The organism is Sandaracinus amylolyticus (assembly GCF_000737325.1).
Taxonomy (GTDB): Bacteria; Myxococcota_A; Polyangia; order Polyangiales; family Sandaracinaceae; genus Sandaracinus; species Sandaracinus amylolyticus.
This window is the reverse complement of sequence record NZ_CP011125.1, coordinates 2,907,293-2,929,184: the sequence shown is the minus strand read 5'-3', so window position 1 is coordinate 2,929,184 and position 21,892 is coordinate 2,907,293. Positions and strand designations below refer to the sequence as shown.

Genomic DNA, 21,892 nt, shown 5'->3' with positions numbered 1-21,892 from the left:
TTGCGCCGGCGAGCGCGGCCCGGGCACGCTCGCGCGGTGAGTCGATGGGACCACGCCCGTGAGCGAGCGCGCTTCGCGATCGCGGTGGTGATCACCAGCGCGCTCGCGGCCGGCGTGGCGGTCGTGGTGCGCGGAGGCATCGAGCGCACGAGCGAGCTGCTCTTCGGAGAGCGCGAGGTCGTCGCGGCGTTCCGCACGCTGCCCGCGTGGGCGGCCCTCGTCGCGCCGGCGCTCGGCGCGCTGCTCGGTGGCCTGATCGCGTCGGCCGCGGCCGCGCGCCTCCCCGCGTCGCACGGCGTCGGCGACGTGATGGAGAGCGTGGTGCTCGGGCGCGGCCGCGTGTCGCTGCGCGCCGCGCTCGCGAAGACGATCTCGTCGATGTGCGCGATCGTCTCGGGCGGCTCGCTCGGTCGAGAAGGTCCGCTGATCCAGGTGGGCGCCGCGCTCGGCGGCGCATGCGGCGGCGTGCTCGGGATGTCGCCGTCGCGCACGCGCATCCTGCTCGCGACGGGCACCGCCGCGGGCTTCGCGGCCGCGTACAACACGCCGATCGCAGCGACGCTCTTCGTGATCGAGATCGTCACCGGCGTCGTCGCGCTCGAGGTCGTGGTGCCGGTCGTGGTCGGCGCCGCGCTCGCGACCGCGATCTCGCGCATCACGCTCGGCGAGATGCCGTTCTACGGGCTGCGCGATTACGCGCTCGTGACGCCCCAGCAGCTCGCGAGCTCGATCGTGCTCGGTCCGCTCGGCGGGCTCGCGGGCGTGCTCTTCATGCAGATGCTGAGCGGCGGCGAGGCGCTCTTCGCGCGCGTGAAGCTGCCGCGGGCGCTGCGCGCGGGGCTCGGTGGGCTGATCGTCGGCGTGATCGCGATCGAGCTGCCCGCGGTCACCGGCAACGGCGCGGAGGCGATCCGCGAGCTGCTCGACGGACGCGTCGTCGGGCTCGCGCTGCTCGCGCTGCTGGTCGCGAAGCCGCTCGCGACGACCGCGTCGGTGTCGTCGGGGAGCGCGGGCGGTGTGTTCACGCCGTCGATGTTCCTCGGCGCGTCGCTGGGCGCGGTGATCGCGTCGCTGCTCGCGACGGGCGGGATCGACGCGGAGCGCGAGGCGTTCGTGGGATCGTTCGCGCTGATCGGCATGGCCGCGGTGGTCGCCGCGACGACGCACGCGCCGCTGATGGCGACGGTGCTCGCGTTCGAGATGAGCGGCGACTACGCGCTCGTGCTCCCGCTGCTCGCAGCGACGTCGCTCGCGACCGCGACCGCGCGCGTGATGCGTCGCGAGTCGATCTACGCGGCGGAGATGCGGCGCAAGGGCGTGCCGTGGGACGGCTCGCTCGCACATCGGCTCGCGCGCGCCGTGCACGCGCGCGACGTGCTGGAGCAGGCGCTGGTGCTGCCGCGCGAGATGCCGCTCTCCGAGGTCCACGCCGAGCTCTCGGCGCGCGCGGCGCGCGTCGCGTACGCGACGGTCGACGAGGGGCACGTGGTCGCGGTCGACTTCCGCACGCTCGCGAGCGCCGACACGCGGAGCGGGACGCTCGGTGAAGCGGGCGCGAAGGTCGATCCGATCACGCCCGACGACGATCTGCCGCGCATGAGCGAGCGCCTCTGGGACGCGGAGTGGGGCGAGCTCCCGGTCGTCGACGCGCGCGGCGAGGTCCTCGGGATCGTGACGCGACGCGGCCTGCTCGGCGCGATGGATCGCGAGCTCTTGCAGCGCGATCTCTTGCTGACGCGCATGACGTGGTCCGACGCCGAGCCCGGGCGCCTGATCGAGCTGCCGCGCGGGCATCGGATCGGCGCGATCGACGCGCCCGAGGAGCTCGTGGGGCACGTGCTCGATCCGATCGCGGTGCGCCGCGACCTCGGCCTCTGGGTGGTCGCGGTGCGAACCGGCGGGGCGCGCGCGCCGTGGCGCGACTCGTACGAGAGCGGCGCGGTCGTGGCGGGCGACCGCTGGCTCGCGATGGGCCCGCGCGAGGCGTTCGAGCAGCTCGGTCAGCGCACGACGAGGCTCCCCGCGGCGTGAGGAGCGCGCGGATGTATCAAGCGCGACGAACACGCCCCGCTCGAGCCCTTCGAGCGCGTTTCGCACGACGAGAGAACGCCTCTCGAGATCCTCGCGAGCCTTCTGCACGACGAGAGAAAGCCTCTCGAGATCCCCGGGCGACCTTCCGCACGACGAGAGAAAGCCTCTCGAGATCCTCGCGACCCTTTCGCACGACGAGAGAAGGCCTCTCGAGATCCTCGCGAGCCTTCCGCACGACGAGAGAAAGCCTCTCGAGATGCTCGGGAGCTTTCTGCACGACGAGAGAAAACCTCTCGAGCTCCGCGACACCCTCGCGCACGACGAGAGAGAGCCTCTCGAGCTCCCGCCGCGGCGTTCCGCACGACGAGAGAGGCCCGCGCGCTCCTTCCGCCGTCGAAGCACGCCGGGGCCCGACACCGTGCGCCCGATCGCGTGGAAGACGGCAGAGCCGCGCGTCCATCGCGCGGCGGGAGACGGGGGCTCAGCGGCGTCCGGTGGCGAACACGGCGCGGAGCGGACTTCGGTCCGTGAGCACCGCGCGCAGACGGCGGGCGACGATCAGCCCCCGTATCGCGCCGCGTCCTTCCCGGTGGCTCCCCCGGCCTGCGTTCACCGCGAAGCGCTCAGGATGCGGGCGGCGCGGACGCTGAGCGAGTACGCGAGCTGCGCGCGGCTGTCGGTGCGGGGGTCGGTCACGCCCCACGCGTGCATGCGCGACAGCGCGTTGCGGTGCATCGAGAGCGCGGCGTAGGTGCGCTCCGAGCAGCTGCGCTCGGGGATCGGCGTCACCGACGACGAGTCCGCGGTGCCGATCGAGCGCCCACAGCGAGCCGTCGCGAGCTCCGCGATGGCGAGCGCGTCCGCCACGCGACCGGTCTGCTCGTAGGCGCGCGCCAGACGATGTGCGACAGCCGGGTCGGCCTGCACCGGCGCCGCGGCGGTGCTCAGGGTCGCGACGGCGAGGTCGGGGCGATCGAGATCGAGGTAGGCGTCGGCGAGGCGCTCGGCCAACGCGGGGTCCTCGCGATCGCGGGCGAAGCGATCCTCGATGTCCGCGAGATCACGGGTGAGCTCGTCGTGTGGATCCATCGCGGAGGAGGGCTCGGCCAGGGTCAGCGACGCCCACGCGAGCGCCAGCGTGCAGAGGATCCCGACGTTGAGCTTCGCCTCCATCCGCCCTCTCCTCCCGCGTTGGACTCCGACGTGCGAGGAGGCTTGGACACCGCTCCTCGGCGAAAGTTCCCGCCGGTTCTCGTACCCGGCTCGCTCTCGCGTTCTCCCTCGGGCCCGAACGGCGAGCGTGCCACGCGGAGCGGATGCGGTCATCCTCGGGGCGGCGTGGCGATCGTCTACTTCGTCGTGTTGGTCGGCGTGCTCATCTTCGTGCACGAGCTCGGCCACTTCGCGTGGGCGAAGTTCTTCGGGGTGAAGGTCCTGAAGTTCTCGCTGGGCTTCGGGCCGCGCATCGCCGGCATCCAGCGCGGCGACACCGAGTACGTCATCGCCGCGTTCCCGCTCGGCGGCTACGTCCGCATGCTCGGCGAGACGCCGAACGACACCGTCGCGCCCGAGGACGCAGGGCGCTCGTTCGCGGAGCAGCCGCTCTGGAAGCGCTTCGTGATCGTGCTCGCCGGGCCGGCGATGAACCTCGCGTTCCCGGTGCTGCTCTACTTCGTCGTCGCGTACGTCGGGCCCAACGAGCACATCCCCGCGACGATCGGCACCGTGTTCCCCGATCGCCCCGCGGCCGAGCACCTCCTGCCCGGCGATCGCATCGTCGCGATCGACGGCGACGAGATCTCGACGTGGATCGAGCTCAACGCGATCGTGACGCCGAGCGCGGGGCGTCCGCTGGTCTTCACCATCGAGCGCGACGGCCAGCAGATCGAGCGCTCGATCACGCCGACGTGGAGCGAGGAGGAGCGACCGCTCGATCTGCGCGCGCGCGTCGGGCGCATCGGCGTCTCGTACTCGCACCCGCTCGCGGTGATCGGCATCACGTCGCCCTCGCAGCCCGCCGCCGCGGCGGGGCTGCGCACGTTCGATCGCGTGGTCGCGGCGGGCGGTCGCCCGATCGAGCGATGGATCGATCTGCAGGCGGTGCTCGAGCGCAACCGCGGCTCGATGTTGCCCATCACGTACCTGCGCCCGCAGCGGCTCACGGACGCGCTCTCGGGCCTCGCCGATCTCGATCTCTACGAGCCGCACGTCGCGACGCTCACGCCCGAGGGCGGCTCGGGGAGCGGCATCGATCGCGCGGGGCTCGAGAGCAGCGATCTGTACGTCGCGCGTGTCGTCGCGGGCTCGGCCGAGCACCGCGCCGGGCTGCTCCCGGGGGATCGCCTGATCTCGATCGACGGCCAGCCCATCCTGCTGTGGCCGCAGTTCCTCGAGAACGTGCGCGCGCACGCGGGCGAAGAGCGCACGCTGGTCTGGAAGCGCAACGACCAGGAGATCGCGCGGCGGATCCAGCTGACCTGCGAGCGCACCGTCGAGGGCGGCGTCATCTCGTATCGCTACGGGTTCGAGCACTTCGCGCCGACGACGACGGACCCGCTGGTGCCGCACCCGGCGCCCTTCGGCTACGCGCTGCGCGAGTCGCTCAGCGCGACGTGGATGATGATCGAGCTGACCGGCGTGTCGCTGGTGCGTCTCTTCCAGGGACGCGTCTCGCCCACCGAGGTGGGCGGCCCGCTGGAGATCGCGCGTCAGGCGCAGATCGCGGCGCGCGGCGGCTCGCTCTCGTTCCTGCAGCTCATGGCGTTCATCTCGATCAACCTCGGGCTGCTCAACCTGCTGCCGATCCCGGTGCTCGACGGTGGGCACCTCTTCTTCTTCGCGGTCGAGGGCATCTCGCGCCGCCCGGTGAGCCGAAGGCTGCGCGAGCTCGCGTCGCTCACCGGGCTCGCGATGCTCGTCATCGTGATGGTGCTCGTGTTCACGAACGACGTCGCGCGGCAGTGGCCGGACATCGTGGCGGCGTTCGAAGCGCTGGAGTGATTCGGTGGTCGCGCCTGCTTCTCCTGCGCGCGTCGTGGCGACGCGCGTGCTGCACCGGATCGCCACCGAGGGCGCGTGGGCCTCGCCCGCGCTCGACGCGGAGATCGAGCGCGCCGGGCTCGACGCGCGCGACGCCGCGCTCGCGACCGAGATCGTCTACGGCACGCTGCGCACGCTGCCCTCGATCGATCGCGCGCTCGCGTCGAAGCAGACGAAGAAGGGCGAGCTCGAGCCGCTCACGCGCGCGACGCTGCGCGCGGCGCAGTACCAGCTCGCGCACCTCTCGGGGGCGCCCTCGCACGCGGTGGTCTCCGACGCGGTGTCGATCGTCCGCGCGCAGCGCGGCGAAGGGCTCTCGCGCTTCGCGAACGCGGTGCTGCGCGCCCTCGCGCGCGAGCGTCCGTCATCACCCGAGCGCGCGACGAGGCTCGAGGTCCCGAAGTGGCTCGAGGGCGAGATGACGCGCGGGCTCGGAGCCGAGCGCGCCGAGGCGTTCCTCCGCGCGCGCCCGCTCCCCCCGCCGATCGCGCTGCGCGTGGAGCTCACGCGCACGACGCGCGAGGCGCTCGCGACGCGCATCCGCGAGGCGCGCCCGAGCGGCACGGTGCGCGAGGGCGTGCTCTCTCCGCGCGCGCTGCTCGTCAGCGGGGTGGGCGATCCGCGCGCGCTGCCGGGATGGGACGAGGGGCTCTTCGCGGTGCAGGACGAGGGCTCGCAGGTCGTCGCCGCGCTGCTCGATGCGCGCGCGGGCGAGTCGATCGCGGACGCGTGCGCCGGCCGCGGCGGAAAGACCGCGCTGCTCGTGTCGCAGGTCGGCGCGAGCGGCAGCGTGACCGCGATCGATCTCCACGAGCGCAAGCTCGAGCAGATCGACGGCGAGCTCGCGCGCCTCGGCCTGCCGCGGGATCACGCGCGCATCGAGGCGCGTGATCTGTCGGTCGGCGTCGGCGGGCTCGAGCGCGCGTTCGATCGCGTGCTCGTCGACGCGCCGTGCACCGGGCTCGGCACGATCCACCGACGCCCCGAGCTGCTCCTGCGCCTCACGCCCGCCGATCCCGCGCGCATGGGCGCGCTGCAGCTCGCGATCGCGCGCAACGCCGCGAAGATGGTGAAGCCCGGCGGCGTGCTCGCGTTCGCGGTGTGCTCGCCGACGCGCGCCGAAGGGCCCGAGGTCGCGGCGCGGATGGAGCGCGAGATCCCCGGTCTCACGCGGCTCGTCGATCACGTCGAGGGCGTCCCGCTCGCGCCCGACGACGACGGCGTGTGGCGCATCGGTCCGTTCGGCATCGCGAGCGACGAAGGGCCCGACGCGTATCAGGTCGTGCGCTTCGGGATCACGTCCTGACGACGCCGCGCCCCTGGTTCTTCGCGCGGAACAGCGCTTCGTCCGCAGCGCGCAGCAGCGTGAACACCTCGTCGCCCTGCGCGGGCCCGAGCGCGACGCCCGCCGACGCGCCGACGCCGAGCCGCTCGCCCAGATGCATCACGCGCATCGCCGCGATCGCGTCGAGCACGCGCTGCGCGAGCGCCTCGATCGCCGGCAGATCCGCGCCCGGCAGCGCGACCGCGAATTCGTCGCCCCCGAGCCGGCACGCGAACGCGGGCGACACGACCGTCGCGCCGATCACGCGGCCGACCTCGGTGATCACGCGCGCGCCCACGAGGTGCCCGTGCAGGTCGTTGATCTGCTTGAGCCGATCGAGATCGATCACCGCGAGCCCGATCGCCGGGCCTGCGTTCGCGCGCGCTGCGTCGAGCCGCGCGCCCACCTCGAGCTCGAGCTTGCGGCGCGACATCAGCCCGGTGAGATCGTCGCGCCAGAGGCGCTCCTCGACCGCCGCGTCGAACGCCTGCTCCACCGCGCCGTGCAGCTCGAAGCGCAGCACGGTCGCGCCGATCTGGATGCGATCCGCGGCCGACAAGAGCAGCTTCGCCACGCGCATCCCGTCGACCTCGACGCCGTGCTGACCGAGGTCGACGACGCTCCAGCCGTCGGGCCCGGGCTCGATGCGCGCGTGCCGCCACGCGATGCCGGGATCGCGCAGCGGGAGATCACACGACGGGTCGCGGCCGATCTCGATCGCGGTCTCGTCGAGCGCGAGGCGATGACCGATCTGCGGCCCGTTGAGCACGACCAGCACCGGCCTCGGTGCCGCCCCGTCCGTGCCGTTCCGGGGTGCGCCATCGACGTCGGTCTCGGGCAGCGTCGCCCGACCTCGCGGCGGCAAGCTCACGGGCCGATCCTAGCAGGTCGCCTTCTCGCGCGACGCTTTCGTTCGGCGCGCGACACGCGCCCGACGCTGGCGGGACGGCACCGCGCGCCCCAGGATCGCCGGCTCCCGATGCACGACCCGCTCGCCGCACATCGCGCGCTCGTCGCGAAGGTCGACACGTTCGAGGCCGCGGTGCGCGCGCGCCGTGACGCGTCGATGGCGTGCCGCGCGGGCTGCAGCGCGTGCTGCCACACCGAGCTCTCGGTGTGCGACGTCGAGGCCGCGCTCGTGCGCGACGGTCTCGCCGTGCTCGACGCCGCCGGACGCGCGCGCGTCGCCTCGCGCGCCGACGTGCACGACGGTCGCTGCGTGATGCTCGACGACGAGGGTCGCTGCGCGATCTACGACGCACGTCCGCTGGTGTGCCGCACCCAGGGCCTGCCGCTGCGCTACCCCGACGGCGTGATCCCCGAGGCGGCGATCATGGCGCGCGGCAAGGGCCCGCGCGGCGGCGCGCTCACCTGGTGCCCGCTGAACTTCCAGGGCGAGGATCACGCACCGCGCGCCGAGGACGTGCTCGACGCGGAGCGCGTCGACGCGATGCTCGCGCTCTCGAACCGCGAGCACGTCGCACACACCGGAGGCGACCCGACGCGGCGCACGTCGCTGCGCGCGCTCGCGCGCGAGATCACGGCCGAATTGAACGAGGGAAACGCACTGTGCTAGCGTGCCGGCCCCGATGCGGATGGGCTCCGAGGAAGGCAGCGTGATGGCGAGCGAGGGCGATGCGGCACCTTCTTCCGGCCGCGCCCAGATGAGCGCCCCCCGCGCCGGAGCTGCGCGCGCCGAGCTCACGCTGCGCGACGGAGCGCGCGTCGCGATCGAGGTGCTCGACCACGACGACGCGGACCGCCTCGCGAACCGCGGGCTCGCGGCGGCGACCACGGAGATCGAGCGCGCGCTCGGTCACCGCGAGGAGCCGGTCACGCACCACCCGAAGATCGTCGGGCGCAGCGCGCCGATGCTCGCGCTCTTCCGCATGCTCGAGCGCATCCGGAACAGCGACGCGACGGTGCTCGTGCTCGGCGAGAACGGCACCGGCAAGGAGCTCGTCGCGCGCTCGATCCACGATCAGAGCCGCCGCGGCAACAAGCCCTTCGTCGCGACGAACTGCAGCGCGTTCAACGACAACCTGCTCGAGAGCGAGCTCTTCGGACACAAGCGCGGCGCGTTCACCGGCGCGGTGAACGACAAGCCGGGCCTCTTCGAGGTCGCGAACGGCGGCACGTTCTTCATGGACGAGGTCGGCGACATGTCGCCGGGCATGCAGGTGAAGCTCCTGCGCGTCCTCCAGGAGGGCGTGTTCATGCCCGTCGGCGGCACCGAGCCCAAGCACGTCGACGTGCGCATCATCGCGGCGACGAACCGCGATCTCGCGTCGATGGTGCGCCAGGGCACGTTCCGCGAGGACCTCTACTACCGCCTCCACGTCGTGTCGGTGCGCGTGCCGCCGCTGCGCGAGCGTCGCGACGACGTGCCGGTGCTCGTCACGCACTTCCTCACGAAGCTCGGCAAGCGCGACAAGCGCGAGAAGCTGCTCACGCCGCGCACCCTCGAGCGCCTCGTCGCGCACGAGTGGCCGGGCAACGTGCGCGAGCTCGAGAACGAGATGGAGCGCCTCTGGGTGCTCTCGGGCGACGACCGCGTCATCGACGAGGATCTGCTCAGCCCCGCGATCGGCAAGCGCCGCGCGCCCGTCGCGCCGCCGCCCAGCGCGGAGCCCACGACGCAGATCGCGACGAGCGCCGAGCCGGTGAGCGCCGGCCCGCCGCCCTCGCTGCCCGACGCGGTCGAGACGCTCGAGCGCCGCATGATCACCGAGGAGCTGCGCCGCGCGCGCGGCAACAAGACGAAGGCCGCGGAGGCGCTCGGCATCAGCCGCCGCAACCTGATCCGCAAGGTGCAGGCATACGGGCTCGAGGACGCGGGCAAGTCCCGCCCCGGCCCGCGCCCCTGAACGACGGAGAGGCGCTCGCCCGTGAACGCGCTCGTCCTCATCGCAGAGCCGGATCCCTTCAACCTCCGGCTCCTGCAGGAGGTCTGCGAGGCCGCGGGCCACGAGGTCGTCACCGCGCTCGAAGGCGGCGCCGCGCTCGATCTCGTCGCGCGCAAGCGCCCCGATCTCGCGCTGATCGACGTCGGCCTGCCGATGCACGCGCCGCTGCCGACGCCGGTCGTGCCCGGCGACGATTCGCTCGGTGGGCTCGAGGTGCTCCGCGTGCTGAAGGCGGATCCCGAGCTCAAGGCGATCCCGGTGCTCGTCACCACGCCCGCCGACGACGTCGAGAGCCGTCGCGCGTCGATCGTGCTCGGCGCCGAGGACTACGTCGCGCGCCCGTATCGCGTGTTCGAGATCCAGCAGCGCATCCGCAACGCGCTGCGGCGCGTGATCGCCGAGCGCCGTCTGCTCTCGCTCGGCGACGAGGAGCTGCTCGATCCGCTGACGCGCGCCGGCAGCGCGGCGCAGATGCAGATCAGCATCGAGTACGAGATGACGCGCGCGGTGCGCTACGGACATCCGCTCTCGTGCGTGAGCCTGCGCGTCGCGGGGCTCGGTCGCGTCATCGCGGAGCACGGGCGCGAGGCGGGCGACGGCGTGCTCGTGCAGCTCACGCAAGGCGTGCGCGGGTGCATCCGGGCGATCGATCACCTGTTCCGCGCGGATCGCGACGAGCTCGTCGTGCTGCTTCCCGAGACGAGCGCGGGCGACGCGAAGACCGTCGTGCGCCGGCTGCGCGAGCGCGAAGAGAGCGGCGGGCTCGCGGGCGCGGCGACCGGCGCGCCGCTCGGGCTCGAGATCGGCGTCGCGGGGCGGCCCGAGTCGCGCGCGACCGACGGCCCCGCGCTCCTCGCCGCCGCGCGGTCGAGCCGGCGTCCGCTCGCGAAGGTCTGACGGGCTACGGAGCTCGTCGCGCGCTCACGGGCACGTGAGCCCCATCCCCGCGAGCTGCTCGCGCACGCTCGAGATCGCCGGGTGATCGGGTGCGATCTGGCAGAAGCGCTGGTAGTCGCGGATCGCGTCGGCGCGCCGCCCGGCGCGCAGCTCGCAGTCGGCGCGGCGCTTGATCGCGAAGGGCGTCGCGCCGCGACCGATCAGCTCGTCGAGGATCGTGACGCAGAGGTTCGGATCACCCTCGGCGAGCGCGCGCGACGCGAGCTCGAGCGGATCGAGCACCGTCGGCTGCTCGGGCTCGGGCTCGGCGGGCTCGGGCTCCGCCGTCGCAGCACGCTCGCGACGCGCGCGACGCGACGTCGGGCGCGCGACCTCTTCGTCCTCCGGCACGTCGGGCGCGACGGGGAGCTCGCTCGCCTCCGGCTCGGGCGCTGCGGGCACAGCGGGCACGTCGGGCGCGGGCGTCGTCGGGCTCGGCGCGGGCGCGCTCGTCGTCGACGTCGTCGACGGAGCGGGCGGAGGCGGCGCCGACTCCGGCGTGCGCATGTAGTGGAGCGCCGCGACCGCGAGCGCCGCGCTGATCGCGCCCGCGAGCAGGCCCGCGACGATCAGCAGCACGCGCCCCAGCATCGGGCTCGACGGCGGCGGCGCGGGCGCGGGCGCGTCCCACCCGCTCGAGCTCGCGGGCGAGGGCGCCTGCTCGCGCCACGAGTCCGACGCGCCGCGCTGCGCTCGCGGCTCGCTCGGCGCGACCTCGGGCCGCGCCGCCGCCGGCGGCGGCACCGGCGCATCCGCGCTCGCCATCACCAGCGTCGCGGGCGCGGCTTTCGGAGGGCTCGGCAGCGACGCGCGCAGCTCCGTCTCGTCGATCACGCCGAACGCGCTGAACGTGCCCGGTCGCAGCGCGTCCGACGACGCACCGGCGCGCGGCGCCGGGCTCGGCACCATCGCGCTCGCGGGCGCGGGATGCGCGGGCTGCGGCGGCGGAGGCACGCTCCCTCCGCCCACGAGCCCGGCCCCGCCGAGCGCCTGCGTGCGCAGCACCTTCTTCGGCAGCGCGCGCGCCCGCGACGTCGCGCCCGCCGCGTCGAGGAACGCGTCGGCGAGATCGGTCGCGCTCGCCCAGCGCGCTTCTCTCGCGCGCGCCATCGCGCGCATCACCACCGCCTCGATCGCCGCCGTGAGATCGGGACGCAGCGAGCGCAGCGGCGCGACCTTCCCGTGCAGGATCGCGACGATCAGATCCGTCGGCGTCGACGCGAGGAACGGCGGCTTCGCCGCCATCGCCTCGTAGAGGATCACGCCCAGCGCGTAGACGTCGGCGCGCGCATCGATGTCGGGCTCCGCGCCGAGCTGCTCGGGCGACATGTAGCGCGGCGTCCCGAGCACCTCGCCCGTGTACGTCAGGCGATCGCCCCCGAACACCTTCGAGATGCCGAAGTCGAGCAGCTTCACCTGCGGCTCGCCCGCGGCGCCGCTCGCGAGCGGCACGAGGAACACGTTGTCCGGCTTGAGGTCGCGATGGACGATGCCCTTCGCGTGCGCCGCCGCCAGCGCCGCGCACGTGCCCGCGACGACCGGCGCGAGCTCGAGCGGCTGCATCGGCCCGCGCCGCATGCGGGCTCCGAGCGTCTCGCCCTCGAGCAGCTCCATGGCGACGAACACCGCGTCGTTGTCGAGCTGCCCGTACGTCTCGACGCGCACGATCGCGGGGTGCGAGAGCGCGCTCAGCACCTCGCCCTCGCGCTTCAGGCGCTGCATCGCCTCGGCGCTCGCCGCGATCTGCGGTCGCAGCAGCTTCAGCGCGACCGGGCGCTGCGTCGCGAGATCCTGCGCGCGCCACACGTCCGCCATGCCGCCCGATCCGAGCGGCAGCTCGAGGCGGAATCGGCCCGCGACCACCGCGCCCGGCGCGACGTTCACCACGGGGCCTTCGCGCGAGCGGGACGGACGTTCATCGACGAGCCGACATGATCGAAGCGACGCCCCACGCCGTCAACCGTGATGCGCCGAGCGCGCGCGCCCGGGCGAGCACCACGCGGTGCCGCCCGGGCGCGTCCCATCAGCCGCGGCGGCGCCGCATCGCGACCACGAGCCCGATCGCGGCGAGCAGCGCGATCGCGGCCGTTCCGTCGCGTCGACCCCGCGCGCCCGCAGCGCGGCAGTCGCAGCCGTCGTCGTCGCCGTCGGCGGGCCCACCGCCATCGGCTGCGCCTCCGTCGCGACGGCCCGCGTCGGTGCCCACCGCCGCGTCGTCGGTCACCGCCGCGTCCTCGTCGGTCGCCGCGTCGAGCGGGCCGGCGTCGCACGTGTCGTCGGGCGTGCCCACGCACATCCCCTCGGCGTCGCACGCGTCGCCGGTGGTGCAGCCGTTCCCGTCGTCGCACGCGACGCCCGCGGCGACCGGCTCGCTGGTGCAGCCCGTCGCGGCGTCACACGCGTTCGTCGTGCAGGGGTTCGCGTCCTCGCAGTCGAGCGGCGTCGCGTCGGCGCACGCGCCCGAGGCGTCGCACGTCTCCGCGCCGTCGCACACGTCCTCGTCCGCGCAGCTCGTGCCCGCTGCCGCGGGCGGGTTCGTGCACGCGCCCGTCGCCGCCGTGCACACGTCTTCGGTGCAGGGGTCGTCGTCGCTGCAGTCGACCGGCGTGCCCGTCGCGCACGCGCCCGCGGCGTCGCACGTCTCCGCGCCGTCGCAGAGATCGTCGTCGGCGCACGCCGTCCCCGCCGCGACCGGATCGTTCGCGCAGCCCGTCGCCGCGTCGCACGAGTCGGCGGTGCACGGGTTCGCGTCGTCGCAGTCGAGCGGCATCGCCGCCGCGAGGCAGTTCCCCGTCGCGTCGCAGGTCTCCTCGCCGTCGCAGAGATCCTCGTCGGGGCACGCCGTGCCCGCCGCCCTCACCTCGCAGGTGAAGAGCGCCGCGCACTCGTAGCAGCCCCCGCACGACGCGGGCTCCGCGCGATCACACGCGCCGACCAGCGCCGAGAAGTCCGCGTCGGCGTTGTCGGTGTCGCGCGTCGCGGGACCGCGGATCGCCACCTGGCCTTCGGCGGGCGCCGGGTCGAGCGCGGTCACGCCGAGCGCGCTCGACGTGCCCCACGTGACGACGTCGACGATCGTGTCGCGCGCGTCGACGATCAGGATCTCGTCCCCGCCGTTGCCGAGCCCCGCCTGTCCCGGCGTGCCGGTGAACCACGCGAGATAGGGCGTGAGCTCGGGGACCGCCGGATCGCTCGCCTCGAGCTCGTAGTCCGGCGACGCACCGAAGCTCATCGCGAACACCATCGCGCGCCGCGCGATGACGATCGTGTCCCCCGCCGCGATCATCGCGCCCGCCGGGAACGCCAGCATCCCCTCGGCGCCGGCGCCCGGGCGGATCGTCTCCTCGTCGCCGACCTTCACGCCCTCGAGCGAGAGCCCCGACGCGGTCTGGTTGTGGATCGCGAACCACTCGTCGGGCTCCGCCGAGCCCGCCGTGTTCGGCGCGATGCGCGCGACGAGCAGCGGCGCGATCACCTCGCCGCTCGTCGTGTCGAAGAACACGTCGACGTGATGATCGACGTCGCCGTCCATCACGTCGTCCCACGTGTTCCCCGCGCGCCCCGGCCCGCCGTAGTTCGTCAGCGCGTCGAGCGCGTTCGAGATCGACGGATCGCCCACCGCGCGCGTGTTGCCGTTGCTCGCGTCCTCGCGGAACGTCGCGACCGTCAGGCGCATCACCGCGGGCGGCCCGGTGCGCGAGAGCGCGGCCCACGGGATCGAGATCTCCATCGCGCCGGTCGCCGCCTGCGCGATCGTCCCGGTGCCGACCTGCGCGAACGCCGTGCTCAGCACGCGCACGCTCGGAGCGCCGCCGGTGTGCTGCGTCTGGACCAGGAATTCCCACTCCGCGTCGGCCGGGACCGTCGTGTCCGCGAACCCGCCGAGGTTCGCCTCGCCGCTGCCGCTCGTGCGATCGAGGTCGATCGCGATCTGCACCTGCGCGGGATCCCCGCCGATCGGCCTCGGCCCGAGCACCACGAGGAAGTGCAGCCCGCTCGCCGAGCTCGTCACCGCGAACCGCTGCAGATCCGCCGCGAGCTCGGGCCCCGGCGCCGACAGATCGGTGCGCGTGTCGCCCGCCGCGTCGCTCCACACGAGCTCGCCGGTCGGATCGATCGTGCGCACCACGAGCGCGACGTTCGTCGGGACCGTGCGCGACGACCACTCCGCCGGGCTGCCGTCGACCATCACGTCGTGGGCGCGCGCGGCCGCGGGGATCGCGGCCATCGCCGCGAGGATCGAGACGAAGCACGAGCAATCTCTGGCTCTCACGCAAGACCTCCCCGTGGGGCCTTCGCGAAGAGCGACGCGCGCCGTGATCGCGCGCCTACTTCGCCTCGCCCCAGCTCCGCCCGACGCCGATCTCCACCACCAGTGGAGCCCGCAGCTCGGACCACGGGCGCTGCATCTCGCCACGGATGACCTCGCTCGCAAGCTCCACCTCCGCGGGCGGCGCCTCGAACACGAGCTCGTCGTGCACCTGCAGCAGCATGCGCGTCCTCGGCGCGACCTCGGGCAGTCGCCGCGCGATCGCGAGCATCGCGAGCTTGCAGAGGTCCGCCGCCGAGCCCTGGATCGGCGTGTTCGCCGCGATGCGCTCGCCGGTCGCGCGATCCGTCGAGTTCAGGCTCGACAGCTCCGGGATGTAGCGGCGCCGACCGAGCAGCGTCTCGACGTAGCCGGTCTCGTGCGCCCTCGCGATGGTGCGATCGAGCCACGCGCGCACGCCCGCGTAGTGCTCGAAGTACTGCTCGATGTAGCGCTGCGCGTCCTTGCGCGGGATGCCGAGGATCTGGCCGAGCGCGGTCGCGCCCTGCCCGTAGATCGTCGCGAAGTTCACCGTCTTGCCGGTGTTGCGCTGCTCGGGCGTGACGTCCTCGGGCGCGACCGAGAAGAGCAGCGACGCGGTGCGGCGATGCAGGTCGAGGTTCTCGCGGAACGCCTCGAGCAGCCGCGCGTCGTCCGAGAAGTGCGCGAGCACGCGCAGCTCGATCTGGCTCCAGTCCGCGGCGATCAGCACCGTGCCTTCGGGCGCGACGAACGCCTTGCGGATGCGCTTGCCCTCGGGCGTGCGCACCGGCGTGCGCTGCAGATCGGGATCGGTCGTGATGAGCCGCCCCGACACGCCGGTCGTCTGCAGGAAGCTCGCGTGCACGCGCCCCGTCTCGGGCGACACCGCCTCGCGCAGCACGTCGGTGTACGTGTTGATCAGCTTCGCGAGCTCGCGCTGCTGGAGGATCAGCTGCGCGATCTCGTGCTTCGGCGCGAGCCGCTCGAGCACCTCGGCGTCGGTGCTGTACCCGGTCTTCGTCTTCTTCACGACGGGCAGCTTCAGCTCCTCGAAGAGCACGTCCGCGAGCTGCTTCGTCGAGCCGATGTTGAACTCGCGACCCGCGAGCGCGTAGATGCGCTGCTCGATCTCGGCCTTGCGCGCCTTGAACTCCTCGCTCATCGCGCCGAGGTCGTCCTGGTCGACGCGGATGCCCGCGATCTCCATCGACGCGAGCACGCTCGAGAGCGGGCGCTCCACGCCGTCGTACACGCCGCGTTGTCCTTCTTTCTCGAGCCGCTCGCGCAGCACCGGCGCGAGCGCGAGCACCACGTCGGCGAGCTGTCCCGCCCACGACGCGGCTTCCTCGCAGGTCGCCTCGCTCGGCTTGCGCTCCTTCTGCCCGCTGCCGACCAGCGACTTCAGCGGCGGCACGCCGCGCTGCACGTACTCCTTCGCGACCTGATCGAGCCGGTGCGGGATGCACTTGTTCGGCTCGACGAGGAACGACGCGAGCATCGTGTCGAACACGTCGCCGCGCAGCGTGATGTCGTCCTCGCTCGGACCAAACGCGCGGCGCAGCAGGATCTCGAGCTGCTTCGCGTCGTGCACCGCCTTGGGGCGCGACGCGTCCTCGAAGAACGCGCGCACCAGCGCGAGCCCTTCGTCGCCGAGGCAGTCGCCCTGCCCGGTCAGCGGCAGATAGAACGGATCGCCCGCGGTCGCGCCGAACGCGATGCCCACGAGATCGCCGCGCACGACGTGCGCGATCGGCTCGAACACCGGCACCACCGCGACGTCCCGATCGCGCGGCAGCGCGTCCATCGCGGCGCGCGCCGCGTCGATCGTCCCGAGGCAGCGCACCGCGCTCGTCGTGGTGTCGCTCGCGCGCGCCTCGTCGCCGCCCGAGAGCAGCGAGTAGAACTCGAGCTCGCGGTAGAGCGCGTCGAGCTCGGTGCGATCGGGCGGCGCGATGATCAGCGCGTCGAGCGACACGTCGAGCGGCACGTCGGGATCGATCGTCGCGAGCTCGCGATAGAGCTTCACCTCCTCGGCGTGCTCGATCAGCGCGGCCTTCTGCTTGCCCTTCAGCTGCTCGACGTTCGCGAGGATCCCGTCGAGCGACCCGTAGGTCTCGAGCAGCGTCGCCGCGCCCTTCTGACCGATCCCGGGCACGCCCGGGATGTTGTCGACGTTGTCGCCCATCAGCGCGAGCAGGTCGGGGATGCGCTGCGGGGGCACGCCCCACTTCTTCCGCACGAGCTCGGCGTCGTAGACGACGTCCTTCATCGTGTCCTGCATGCGGATCCCGTCGCGCACCATCTGGGCGAGGTCCTTGTCGCCCGCGACGATCACGACCTCCATGCCCATCTCGAGCCCGCGCTTCGCGAGCGTCGCGATGACGTCGTCGGCCTCGTAGCCGGGCACGCGCAGCATCGGGAAGTGGTTCGCGGAGACGACGCGATCGATCCACGCCAGCTGCTCGCGCAGCTCGCCCGCGATCGGCGGACGCTGCGCCTTGTACTGGGGGAACTTCTCCTCGCGCACCGTCGCGCCGGGCGCGTCGAACACCACGGCGCCGCGATCGGGCATGCGTCCCGAGAAGAGCTTCCGGAACATCGTCGCGAACCCGAAGGTCGCGTTGGTGTGGAGCCCGGTGCGCGTCGCGAGATTGGACGGGAGGCCGAAGAAGGCGCGGAAGACGAGCCAGCTGCCGTCGACGAGGACGAGGCGTTCTGTACGAGCCATTTGAGGCGCGAGTGTAGTCGAGTGGAGGGGGCCGAGGCCGCGCGCGGAGGAGGCTTCGGCAGGGGCGCGGTGCGGGGGTCCGTGCTCGGGCAGTCCTCGAGGATCGCGTGCGGTGCGCGATGAGGTAGCTGGCGAGGTGGTGTCGTGCGCGCGAGCGCTGCGCGCTCGCGTGCACTGTCTCGCGCTGCGCTCTGGATGGCGGGTGGGCCTCTGCGGAATCTGCGCGCGGACCCCCGCACCGCGCCCCGGCTGGTGAGGCTTCGGCCGCGCGGGGAGGGAGAGCGCGCCTTCTTTCTTTGGTGGGCGAAGAGCGAGACGCACGAGCCCGCTCTGCGGGCTCGTACGTCTCGCGGACCGGCTCGCGCTTCGCGCATCGCGCCGGATCGTTCGGGCTCGCGCTTCGCGCATCGCGCCGGATCGCTCGGCTTGCGCTTCGCGCTCCGCGCGATGCCGCGCGCTACCCGCCATCGCCGCCGCACCCGCCGCCGCACCCGCCGTCGCCGCCGCACCCGCCGTCGCCGCCGCACCCGCCGTCGCCGCCGCACCCGCCGTCGCCGCCGCACCCGCCGTCGCACGCTCACGCTCACGCTCACGCGCACGCTCACGCTCACGCGCACGCTCACGCTCACGCGCACGCTCACTCGCCTCAGCGCGGCGCCCGGATCGCCAGTCCCTTCTCCACGATCTCCACCTCGACCGGCGTCATCCCGATCACGTCGCCATCGACCAGCACGTGCTGCGGCGGGTCCGCGACGATCCTCGCCTTCCGGCATCGCGCCCATCCCACGTGCGGCCCCGTCGCCTCCGCGCCGACGATCGTCGACGCCACCAGCTCGATGCCCGCGGCCACCGCGCCGAGCGCGGTCTCGGCGCTCACCAGCGTCAGGTCGAGCCAGCCGTCGTCGGCGACCAGCTCGGGCGCGCCGCGCGCGAAGATCGTCTCGGGCGGCGCGATGTTCGCGACCGTCAGCGCCATCGCGCGCAGGCTCGCGCTGCCGAGCTCGGTCTCGATGCGCGCGTCGAAGCTCTCGAACTCGCCGAGGTGCGCGAGGCCGCGCATCACGTACGCGAGCTTGCCGAGCGCGCTCTTGGCCTCGCTGCTCGTCGACTCGATCGTGTTCGCGTGGAAGCCGATCGACGCGAGCAGCACCATCGCGTGCTCGCCCACGCGCGCCGCGTCGATCCACCGCGGCGCGCCGCTCGCGATCACCTCGCACGCGCCCTCGACGTCGGTCGGCAGTCCGAGCGCGCGCGCGATCGAGTTGCTGGTCCCGCACGGCACGATCGCGAGCTCGGCGCGCGTCCCGAGCACCGCGCTCGCGCAGCTCGAGACCGTCCCGTCTCCGCCCGCCGCGACGATCACGTCCACGCCGCGCGCGATCGCCTCGCGCGCGGCGGGCGTGGCCGACGCGCCCTCCTCCAGCTCGTGGATCTCGAGCTCGAGCGCGCGCCCGAGCAGCGACACGATCTCCTCGCGACGCGCGTCGTCCTGCGCGCCGGCGCGTGCGTTCCAGACCAAGAGGCCGCGCTGCATGCATCCCGGCACATAGTCACGGAAGGCACGGCGCATGCGGCAGCGGCTCGACGTCGCGCCGCAGCTCCTCCGCCGTCGGCAGCTCGTCGCAGGCCGGCATGCCGTACCCCGGCACCATGGGACAATCCTCGCGCGTGAGCGCCACGCTCGGCGCGACGTACTCGAGCTCCGGCCCCTCGGGCGCGCGCAGCCGCCGCGGCCCGAAGCTGCGCCCCTCGAAGCGCTCGGGCATCGCGACGCCGAGCGCCTCGAGCACGGTCGGCGCGAGGTCGCGCGTGCTCACCACGTCGTCGCTCGCGGGCGGCCGCGCCGGACCGACGAAGAGCAGCGGCACGTCGAGCAGCTCCTCGTGCTCTTCATTCAGCAGGACGCCGGTGCCCAGGAGCCCTCCCTCACCCAGCAGCGCGCCGTGGTCCGCGGTGATCACCACCAGCGTCGAGGCGCCCAGGCCCAGCGCGTCGAGCTGCTCGAAGAACCGCGCGAGCGCCGCGTCCACCGCACGCACGGCCTCCGCGTAGCGCGCCCGCAGCGTGGCGATCTCGGCCTCGATCGGCGGCCGGCCGCGCTCGAGGACCGACGACGCGAGCTCGACGACCGCGCGGTACGGATCGATCAGCTGCGCGTGCACGAAGAAGCGCCGCGTGGTGTGCAGGGCCATCCACGCCAGCGCGTCGTCGAGCACGCGATCCGCGGCGACCGACCCGCCGGCGCGCACGTAGTTGACGTGGCGGTCCCAGCCCTGATCGAAGCCGAAGGGATCGGACAGCAACCCGTTCGAGATGAAGCTCGCCGTCTCGAAGCCCTCGCAGCGCAGCACCTCGGGCAGGGTCCACGCCGCCGGTGACAAGGTCGCCGAGACGTCGGTCAGGTGGTGCCGGTCGGGGTCGAGCGAGGTCAGCATCGACGCGACCGCGGGCATGCACCACGTCGCGGCGCTGCGCGCGCGGAACACCGTGCCGCGCTCGGCGAGCCGCGCGAAGGTCGGCGTCTCGCGAGGATCGGCGACCGTGTCGGCGCGCAGCGAGTCGACCACGATCCACACGACGTTCTCGGCGCGCGTCGCTTCGCGCGGCGGCGGTGGAAGCGCGCGCATCGGCTCGTGCACCTGCTCCCCGCATGCGGCGAGCATCGCGGCGACGAGCACGAGCCGGATGCGCGCGGTGATCACTTCTTCTTCTTGCGCGGCGGTGCCTCCACTTCGAAGAGCGCGGCGTGCAGACCGGGCGCGCCGTCGTCCTCCGCGCTCTTGGCCCCGCGCTTCACCGCGCTGAACGCCTTCTCCCAGCGGGTGCCGATCGCGTCGCGCGCCGCGATCGCCGACGCCTTCGCGCGCTCCAACCCCGTCAGCGGCGCGATGGCCGCGAGCACCTTCTCCGCCGCCGCGCGCGCCGCAGCCGCGGCCTTCTTCACCCGCGCGTCGGGGTGCTTCGCGCACTTCCCGGCGAGCGCGATCACCGCGCGCGCCTGCTTCTCCTGGGGCAGCTTCGCCAGCGCCGCCGGCGTCAGGTCGGAGTAGCCCTGGAACGGCTTCGCGCGCGGCGCGCCCGCGCCCACCAGCGCGCTCGCGAGCGCCTCGACGCCGGCGTCCTGCGCGTCGTCGGCCTCGCCCACCTTGCGCTCCTGCGCGGTGTGCGAGGCGATCGCCTTCTGCGCTCCCGCGTGCGCCTTCGAGAGCTCGCGCTGCAGCTTCGCGAACGCGTCGAGGCGCTTCTTGACCGGCGTCGTCGGCGTCGCCTTGGCGCGGTCGAGAAGCAAGTCGCCCGCCTTCACACGCTGTCCGGGTGAGTCTCCACTCTGAAGTGTCGCCATCTGATCGTGTCCTCCGAGCCCGGGAGGGAACCACGAGCGCGCGAGGCGGCGCAACGACGGGGCTGGACGTTGCGACGCGCCCGCGCCGGCGTGAGCGTGGGCCGGAGCGTGAGCGTGCGCCGGAGCGTGAGCGTGCGCCGGAGCGTGAGCGTGCGCCGGAGCGTGCGCGTGCGCCGGAGCGTGCGCGTGCGCGGGAGCGTGGGCCGGAGCGTGAGCGTGAGCGTGGGCGGGAGCGTGGGCGGGAGCGTGGGCGGGAGCGCGGGCGGGAGCGTGCGCGTGCGCGGGAGCGTGGGCCGGAGCGTGGGCCGGAGCGGGAGCGTGAGGGTGTCGCGGAGCGGCAGCGGCAGCAGGAGCGGGAGCGGGAGCGAGCGCGCCGCACCGCGCCGCGGAAATGGCCCACCGGAACGTCCGGCGCCGCACCGCGCCGCGGAAATGGCCCACCGGAACGTCCGGCGCCGCACCGCGCCGCGGAAATGGCCCACCGGAACGTTCGGCGCGGCAGCGCGGCGCGGAAATGGCCCACCGGAACGTCCGGCGCGGCACCGCGCCGCGGAAATGGCCCACCGGAACGTCCGGCGCCGCACCGCGCCGCGGAAATGGCCCACCGGAACGTCCGGCGCCGCAGCGCCGCGCGGAAATGGCCCGCCGGAACGTCCGGCGCGGCGGCGCCGCGTGGAACTGGCGCACCGATCACCCGAGGTGCGGCGCGGCGGGCGTCGCGTCCGACGCCCGCCGCGCTCGTCTCACCGCGGTCCGCGCGCGACGCGCACGGTCACGCCGACCACGTGGCTCAGCTCCGCGCGCAGGCTCGGATCCACGTCGCGCACGTATCCGAGGTCTTCAGCGCAATCGAGGCAACCGAGCACCTCGTTCGCGCTGCCCGCGGCGTTCCAGTAGCGGGCGTTTCGGTTCCGCCCCTGCGACTGCGATCCTTCGCGCAGGTTGAGCAGCACCGACGTCGCGGCGCGTCGCATCTGTCGCGCGAGATCTCCGTCGTGCTTCTCGATCAGGCTCGCAATCGCGCCGATCCGCCGGAGTGCCTGTCGTGCGACCGTGTAGACCTTCAGCATCGTGACCTCCTCGCCCGTTCGGGCGCCCCACCCCCGCCACGGCGCGCAGGGCGGGTCGGGGACGCGGAGCGAGGACGAGCTCCGCTCGCCCGCAGCGCAGCGCCGCGCGGAGCAGCGCGCAGCCACGCGCAGCGCAGCGAGCATGGCGAGCACTGCGAGCACGGCGGTCGCGGAGCGACCGTCCTCGACGCGTCCGAGCACCGCGGCAAGCTGAGGATCCCGAG

15 protein-coding genes are annotated in these 21,892 nt (G+C 73.7%); 6 read left to right on the top strand and 9 right to left on the bottom strand.

Annotation, left to right across the window (positions count from 1 at the left end):
- Positions 1-36: 36 nt before the first annotated feature.
- Positions 37-2,031: a chloride channel protein gene (locus DB32_RS12225; protein ID WP_053232608.1), complete on the top strand. Its 1,995-nt coding sequence runs from the start codon at positions 37-39 to the stop codon at positions 2,029-2,031.
- 609 nt (positions 2,032-2,640) lie between these two features.
- On the opposite strand, the gene DB32_RS48150 is transcribed toward DB32_RS12225, so the two are convergent.
- On the bottom strand, positions 2,641-3,204 hold the full coding sequence (locus DB32_RS48150) for a hypothetical protein (RefSeq protein WP_053232607.1): 564 nt from the start codon (positions 3,202-3,204) through the stop codon (positions 2,641-2,643).
- Positions 3,205-3,369: 165 nt separating this feature from the next.
- Here DB32_RS48150 and rseP point away from each other — a divergent pair, with 165 nt between their 5' ends.
- On the top strand, positions 3,370-5,031 hold the full coding sequence (gene rseP, locus DB32_RS12215; RefSeq protein ID WP_053232606.1) for an RIP metalloprotease RseP: 1,662 nt from the start codon (positions 3,370-3,372) through the stop codon (positions 5,029-5,031).
- A gap of 34 nt (positions 5,032-5,065) precedes the next feature.
- Entirely contained in the window at positions 5,066-6,376 is a 1,311-nt protein-coding gene (locus DB32_RS12210) for an RsmB/NOP family class I SAM-dependent RNA methyltransferase (RefSeq protein ID WP_053232605.1), read from the top strand.
- On the opposite strand, the gene DB32_RS12205 is transcribed toward DB32_RS12210, so the two are convergent.
- Positions 6,366-7,265, bottom strand: a complete 900-nt coding sequence (locus DB32_RS12205) for a diguanylate cyclase domain-containing protein (RefSeq protein ID WP_053232604.1) — start codon at positions 7,263-7,265, stop codon at positions 6,366-6,368. The two genes, DB32_RS12210 and DB32_RS12205, sit on opposite strands and share 11 nt — an antisense overlap.
- A 108-nt stretch (positions 7,266-7,373) precedes the next feature.
- On the opposite strand from DB32_RS12205, the gene DB32_RS12200 reads away from it, so the two are divergent.
- The 3 genes from DB32_RS12200 to DB32_RS12190 are packed head-to-tail and all read left to right on the top strand — an operon-like array spanning position 7,374 to position 10,197.
- Entirely contained in the window at positions 7,374-7,970 is a 597-nt protein-coding gene (locus tag DB32_RS12200; protein ID WP_053232603.1) for a YkgJ family cysteine cluster protein, read from the top strand.
- 13 nt (positions 7,971-7,983) lie between these two features.
- A complete protein-coding gene (locus DB32_RS12195) occupies positions 7,984-9,261 on the top strand; it encodes a sigma-54 interaction domain-containing protein (RefSeq protein WP_083457333.1) in 1,278 nt (425 codons plus the stop codon).
- Between the two features lie 21 nt (positions 9,262-9,282).
- Positions 9,283-10,197, top strand: coding sequence for a GGDEF domain-containing response regulator (locus DB32_RS12190; protein ID WP_053232601.1), 915 nt, complete (start codon positions 9,283-9,285; stop codon positions 10,195-10,197).
- Positions 10,198-10,221: 24 nt separating this feature from the next.
- On the opposite strand, the gene DB32_RS12185 is transcribed toward DB32_RS12190, so the two are convergent.
- The 7 genes from DB32_RS12185 to DB32_RS48145 all read right to left on the bottom strand — a co-directional run bounded on the left by DB32_RS12185 (position 10,222) and on the right by DB32_RS48145 (position 21,668).
- Positions 10,222-12,120, bottom strand: coding sequence for a serine/threonine-protein kinase (locus DB32_RS12185; protein WP_157068986.1), 1,899 nt, complete (start codon positions 12,118-12,120; stop codon positions 10,222-10,224).
- A 139-nt stretch (positions 12,121-12,259) separates the two neighbouring features.
- Positions 12,260-14,509 (bottom strand): lamin tail domain-containing protein, encoded by a 2,250-nt coding sequence (locus DB32_RS12180; protein ID WP_157068985.1) that lies wholly within the window; start codon positions 14,507-14,509, stop codon positions 12,260-12,262.
- A gap of 55 nt (positions 14,510-14,564) precedes the next feature.
- Positions 14,565-17,255, bottom strand: a complete 2,691-nt coding sequence (gene polA, locus DB32_RS12175) for a DNA polymerase I (RefSeq protein WP_053232598.1) — start codon at positions 17,253-17,255, stop codon at positions 14,565-14,567.
- A 646-nt stretch (positions 17,256-17,901) separates the two neighbouring features.
- Positions 17,902-18,789 carry a diacylglycerol kinase family protein gene (locus DB32_RS12170; RefSeq protein WP_169791424.1) on the bottom strand — a complete coding sequence of 296 codons (888 nt, stop codon included), beginning with the start codon at positions 18,787-18,789 and terminating at the stop codon, positions 17,902-17,904.
- A 16-nt stretch (positions 18,790-18,805) separates the two neighbouring features.
- Positions 18,806-19,957, bottom strand: a complete 1,152-nt coding sequence (locus DB32_RS12165) for a sulfatase (RefSeq protein ID WP_053232596.1) — start codon at positions 19,955-19,957, stop codon at positions 18,806-18,808.
- Positions 19,954-20,544, bottom strand: coding sequence for a hypothetical protein (locus DB32_RS12160; RefSeq protein WP_157068984.1), 591 nt, complete (start codon positions 20,542-20,544; stop codon positions 19,954-19,956). Before DB32_RS12160 ends, DB32_RS12165 begins: the two co-directional genes overlap by 4 nt.
- A gap of 797 nt (positions 20,545-21,341) precedes the next feature.
- Positions 21,342-21,668, bottom strand: a complete 327-nt coding sequence (locus DB32_RS48145) for a four helix bundle protein (protein ID WP_169791423.1) — start codon at positions 21,666-21,668, stop codon at positions 21,342-21,344.
- Between the last annotated feature and the right edge of the window lie 224 nt (positions 21,669-21,892).

What these genes read in the sequence shown, in the direction of transcription:
- DB32_RS48150 (WP_053232607.1), bottom strand. Translation starts at nt 3,204, where the DNA reads ATGGAGGCGAAGCTCAACGTCGGGATCCTCTGCACGCTGGCGCTCGCG.
- DB32_RS12200 (WP_053232603.1), top strand. Translation starts at nt 7,374, where the DNA reads ATGCACGACCCGCTCGCCGCACATCGCGCGCTCGTCGCGAAGGTCGAC.
- DB32_RS12195 (WP_083457333.1), top strand. Translation starts at nt 7,984, where the DNA reads ATGCGGATGGGCTCCGAGGAAGGCAGCGTGATGGCGAGCGAGGGCGAT.
- polA (WP_053232598.1), bottom strand. Translation starts at nt 17,255, where the DNA reads ATGGCTCGTACAGAACGCCTCGTCCTCGTCGACGGCAGCTGGCTCGTC.
- DB32_RS12170 (WP_169791424.1), bottom strand. Translation starts at nt 18,789, where the DNA reads ATGCAGCGCGGCCTCTTGGTCTGGAACGCACGCGCCGGCGCGCAGGAC.
- DB32_RS48145 (WP_169791423.1), bottom strand. Translation starts at nt 21,668, where the DNA reads ATGCTGAAGGTCTACACGGTCGCACGACAGGCACTCCGGCGGATCGGC.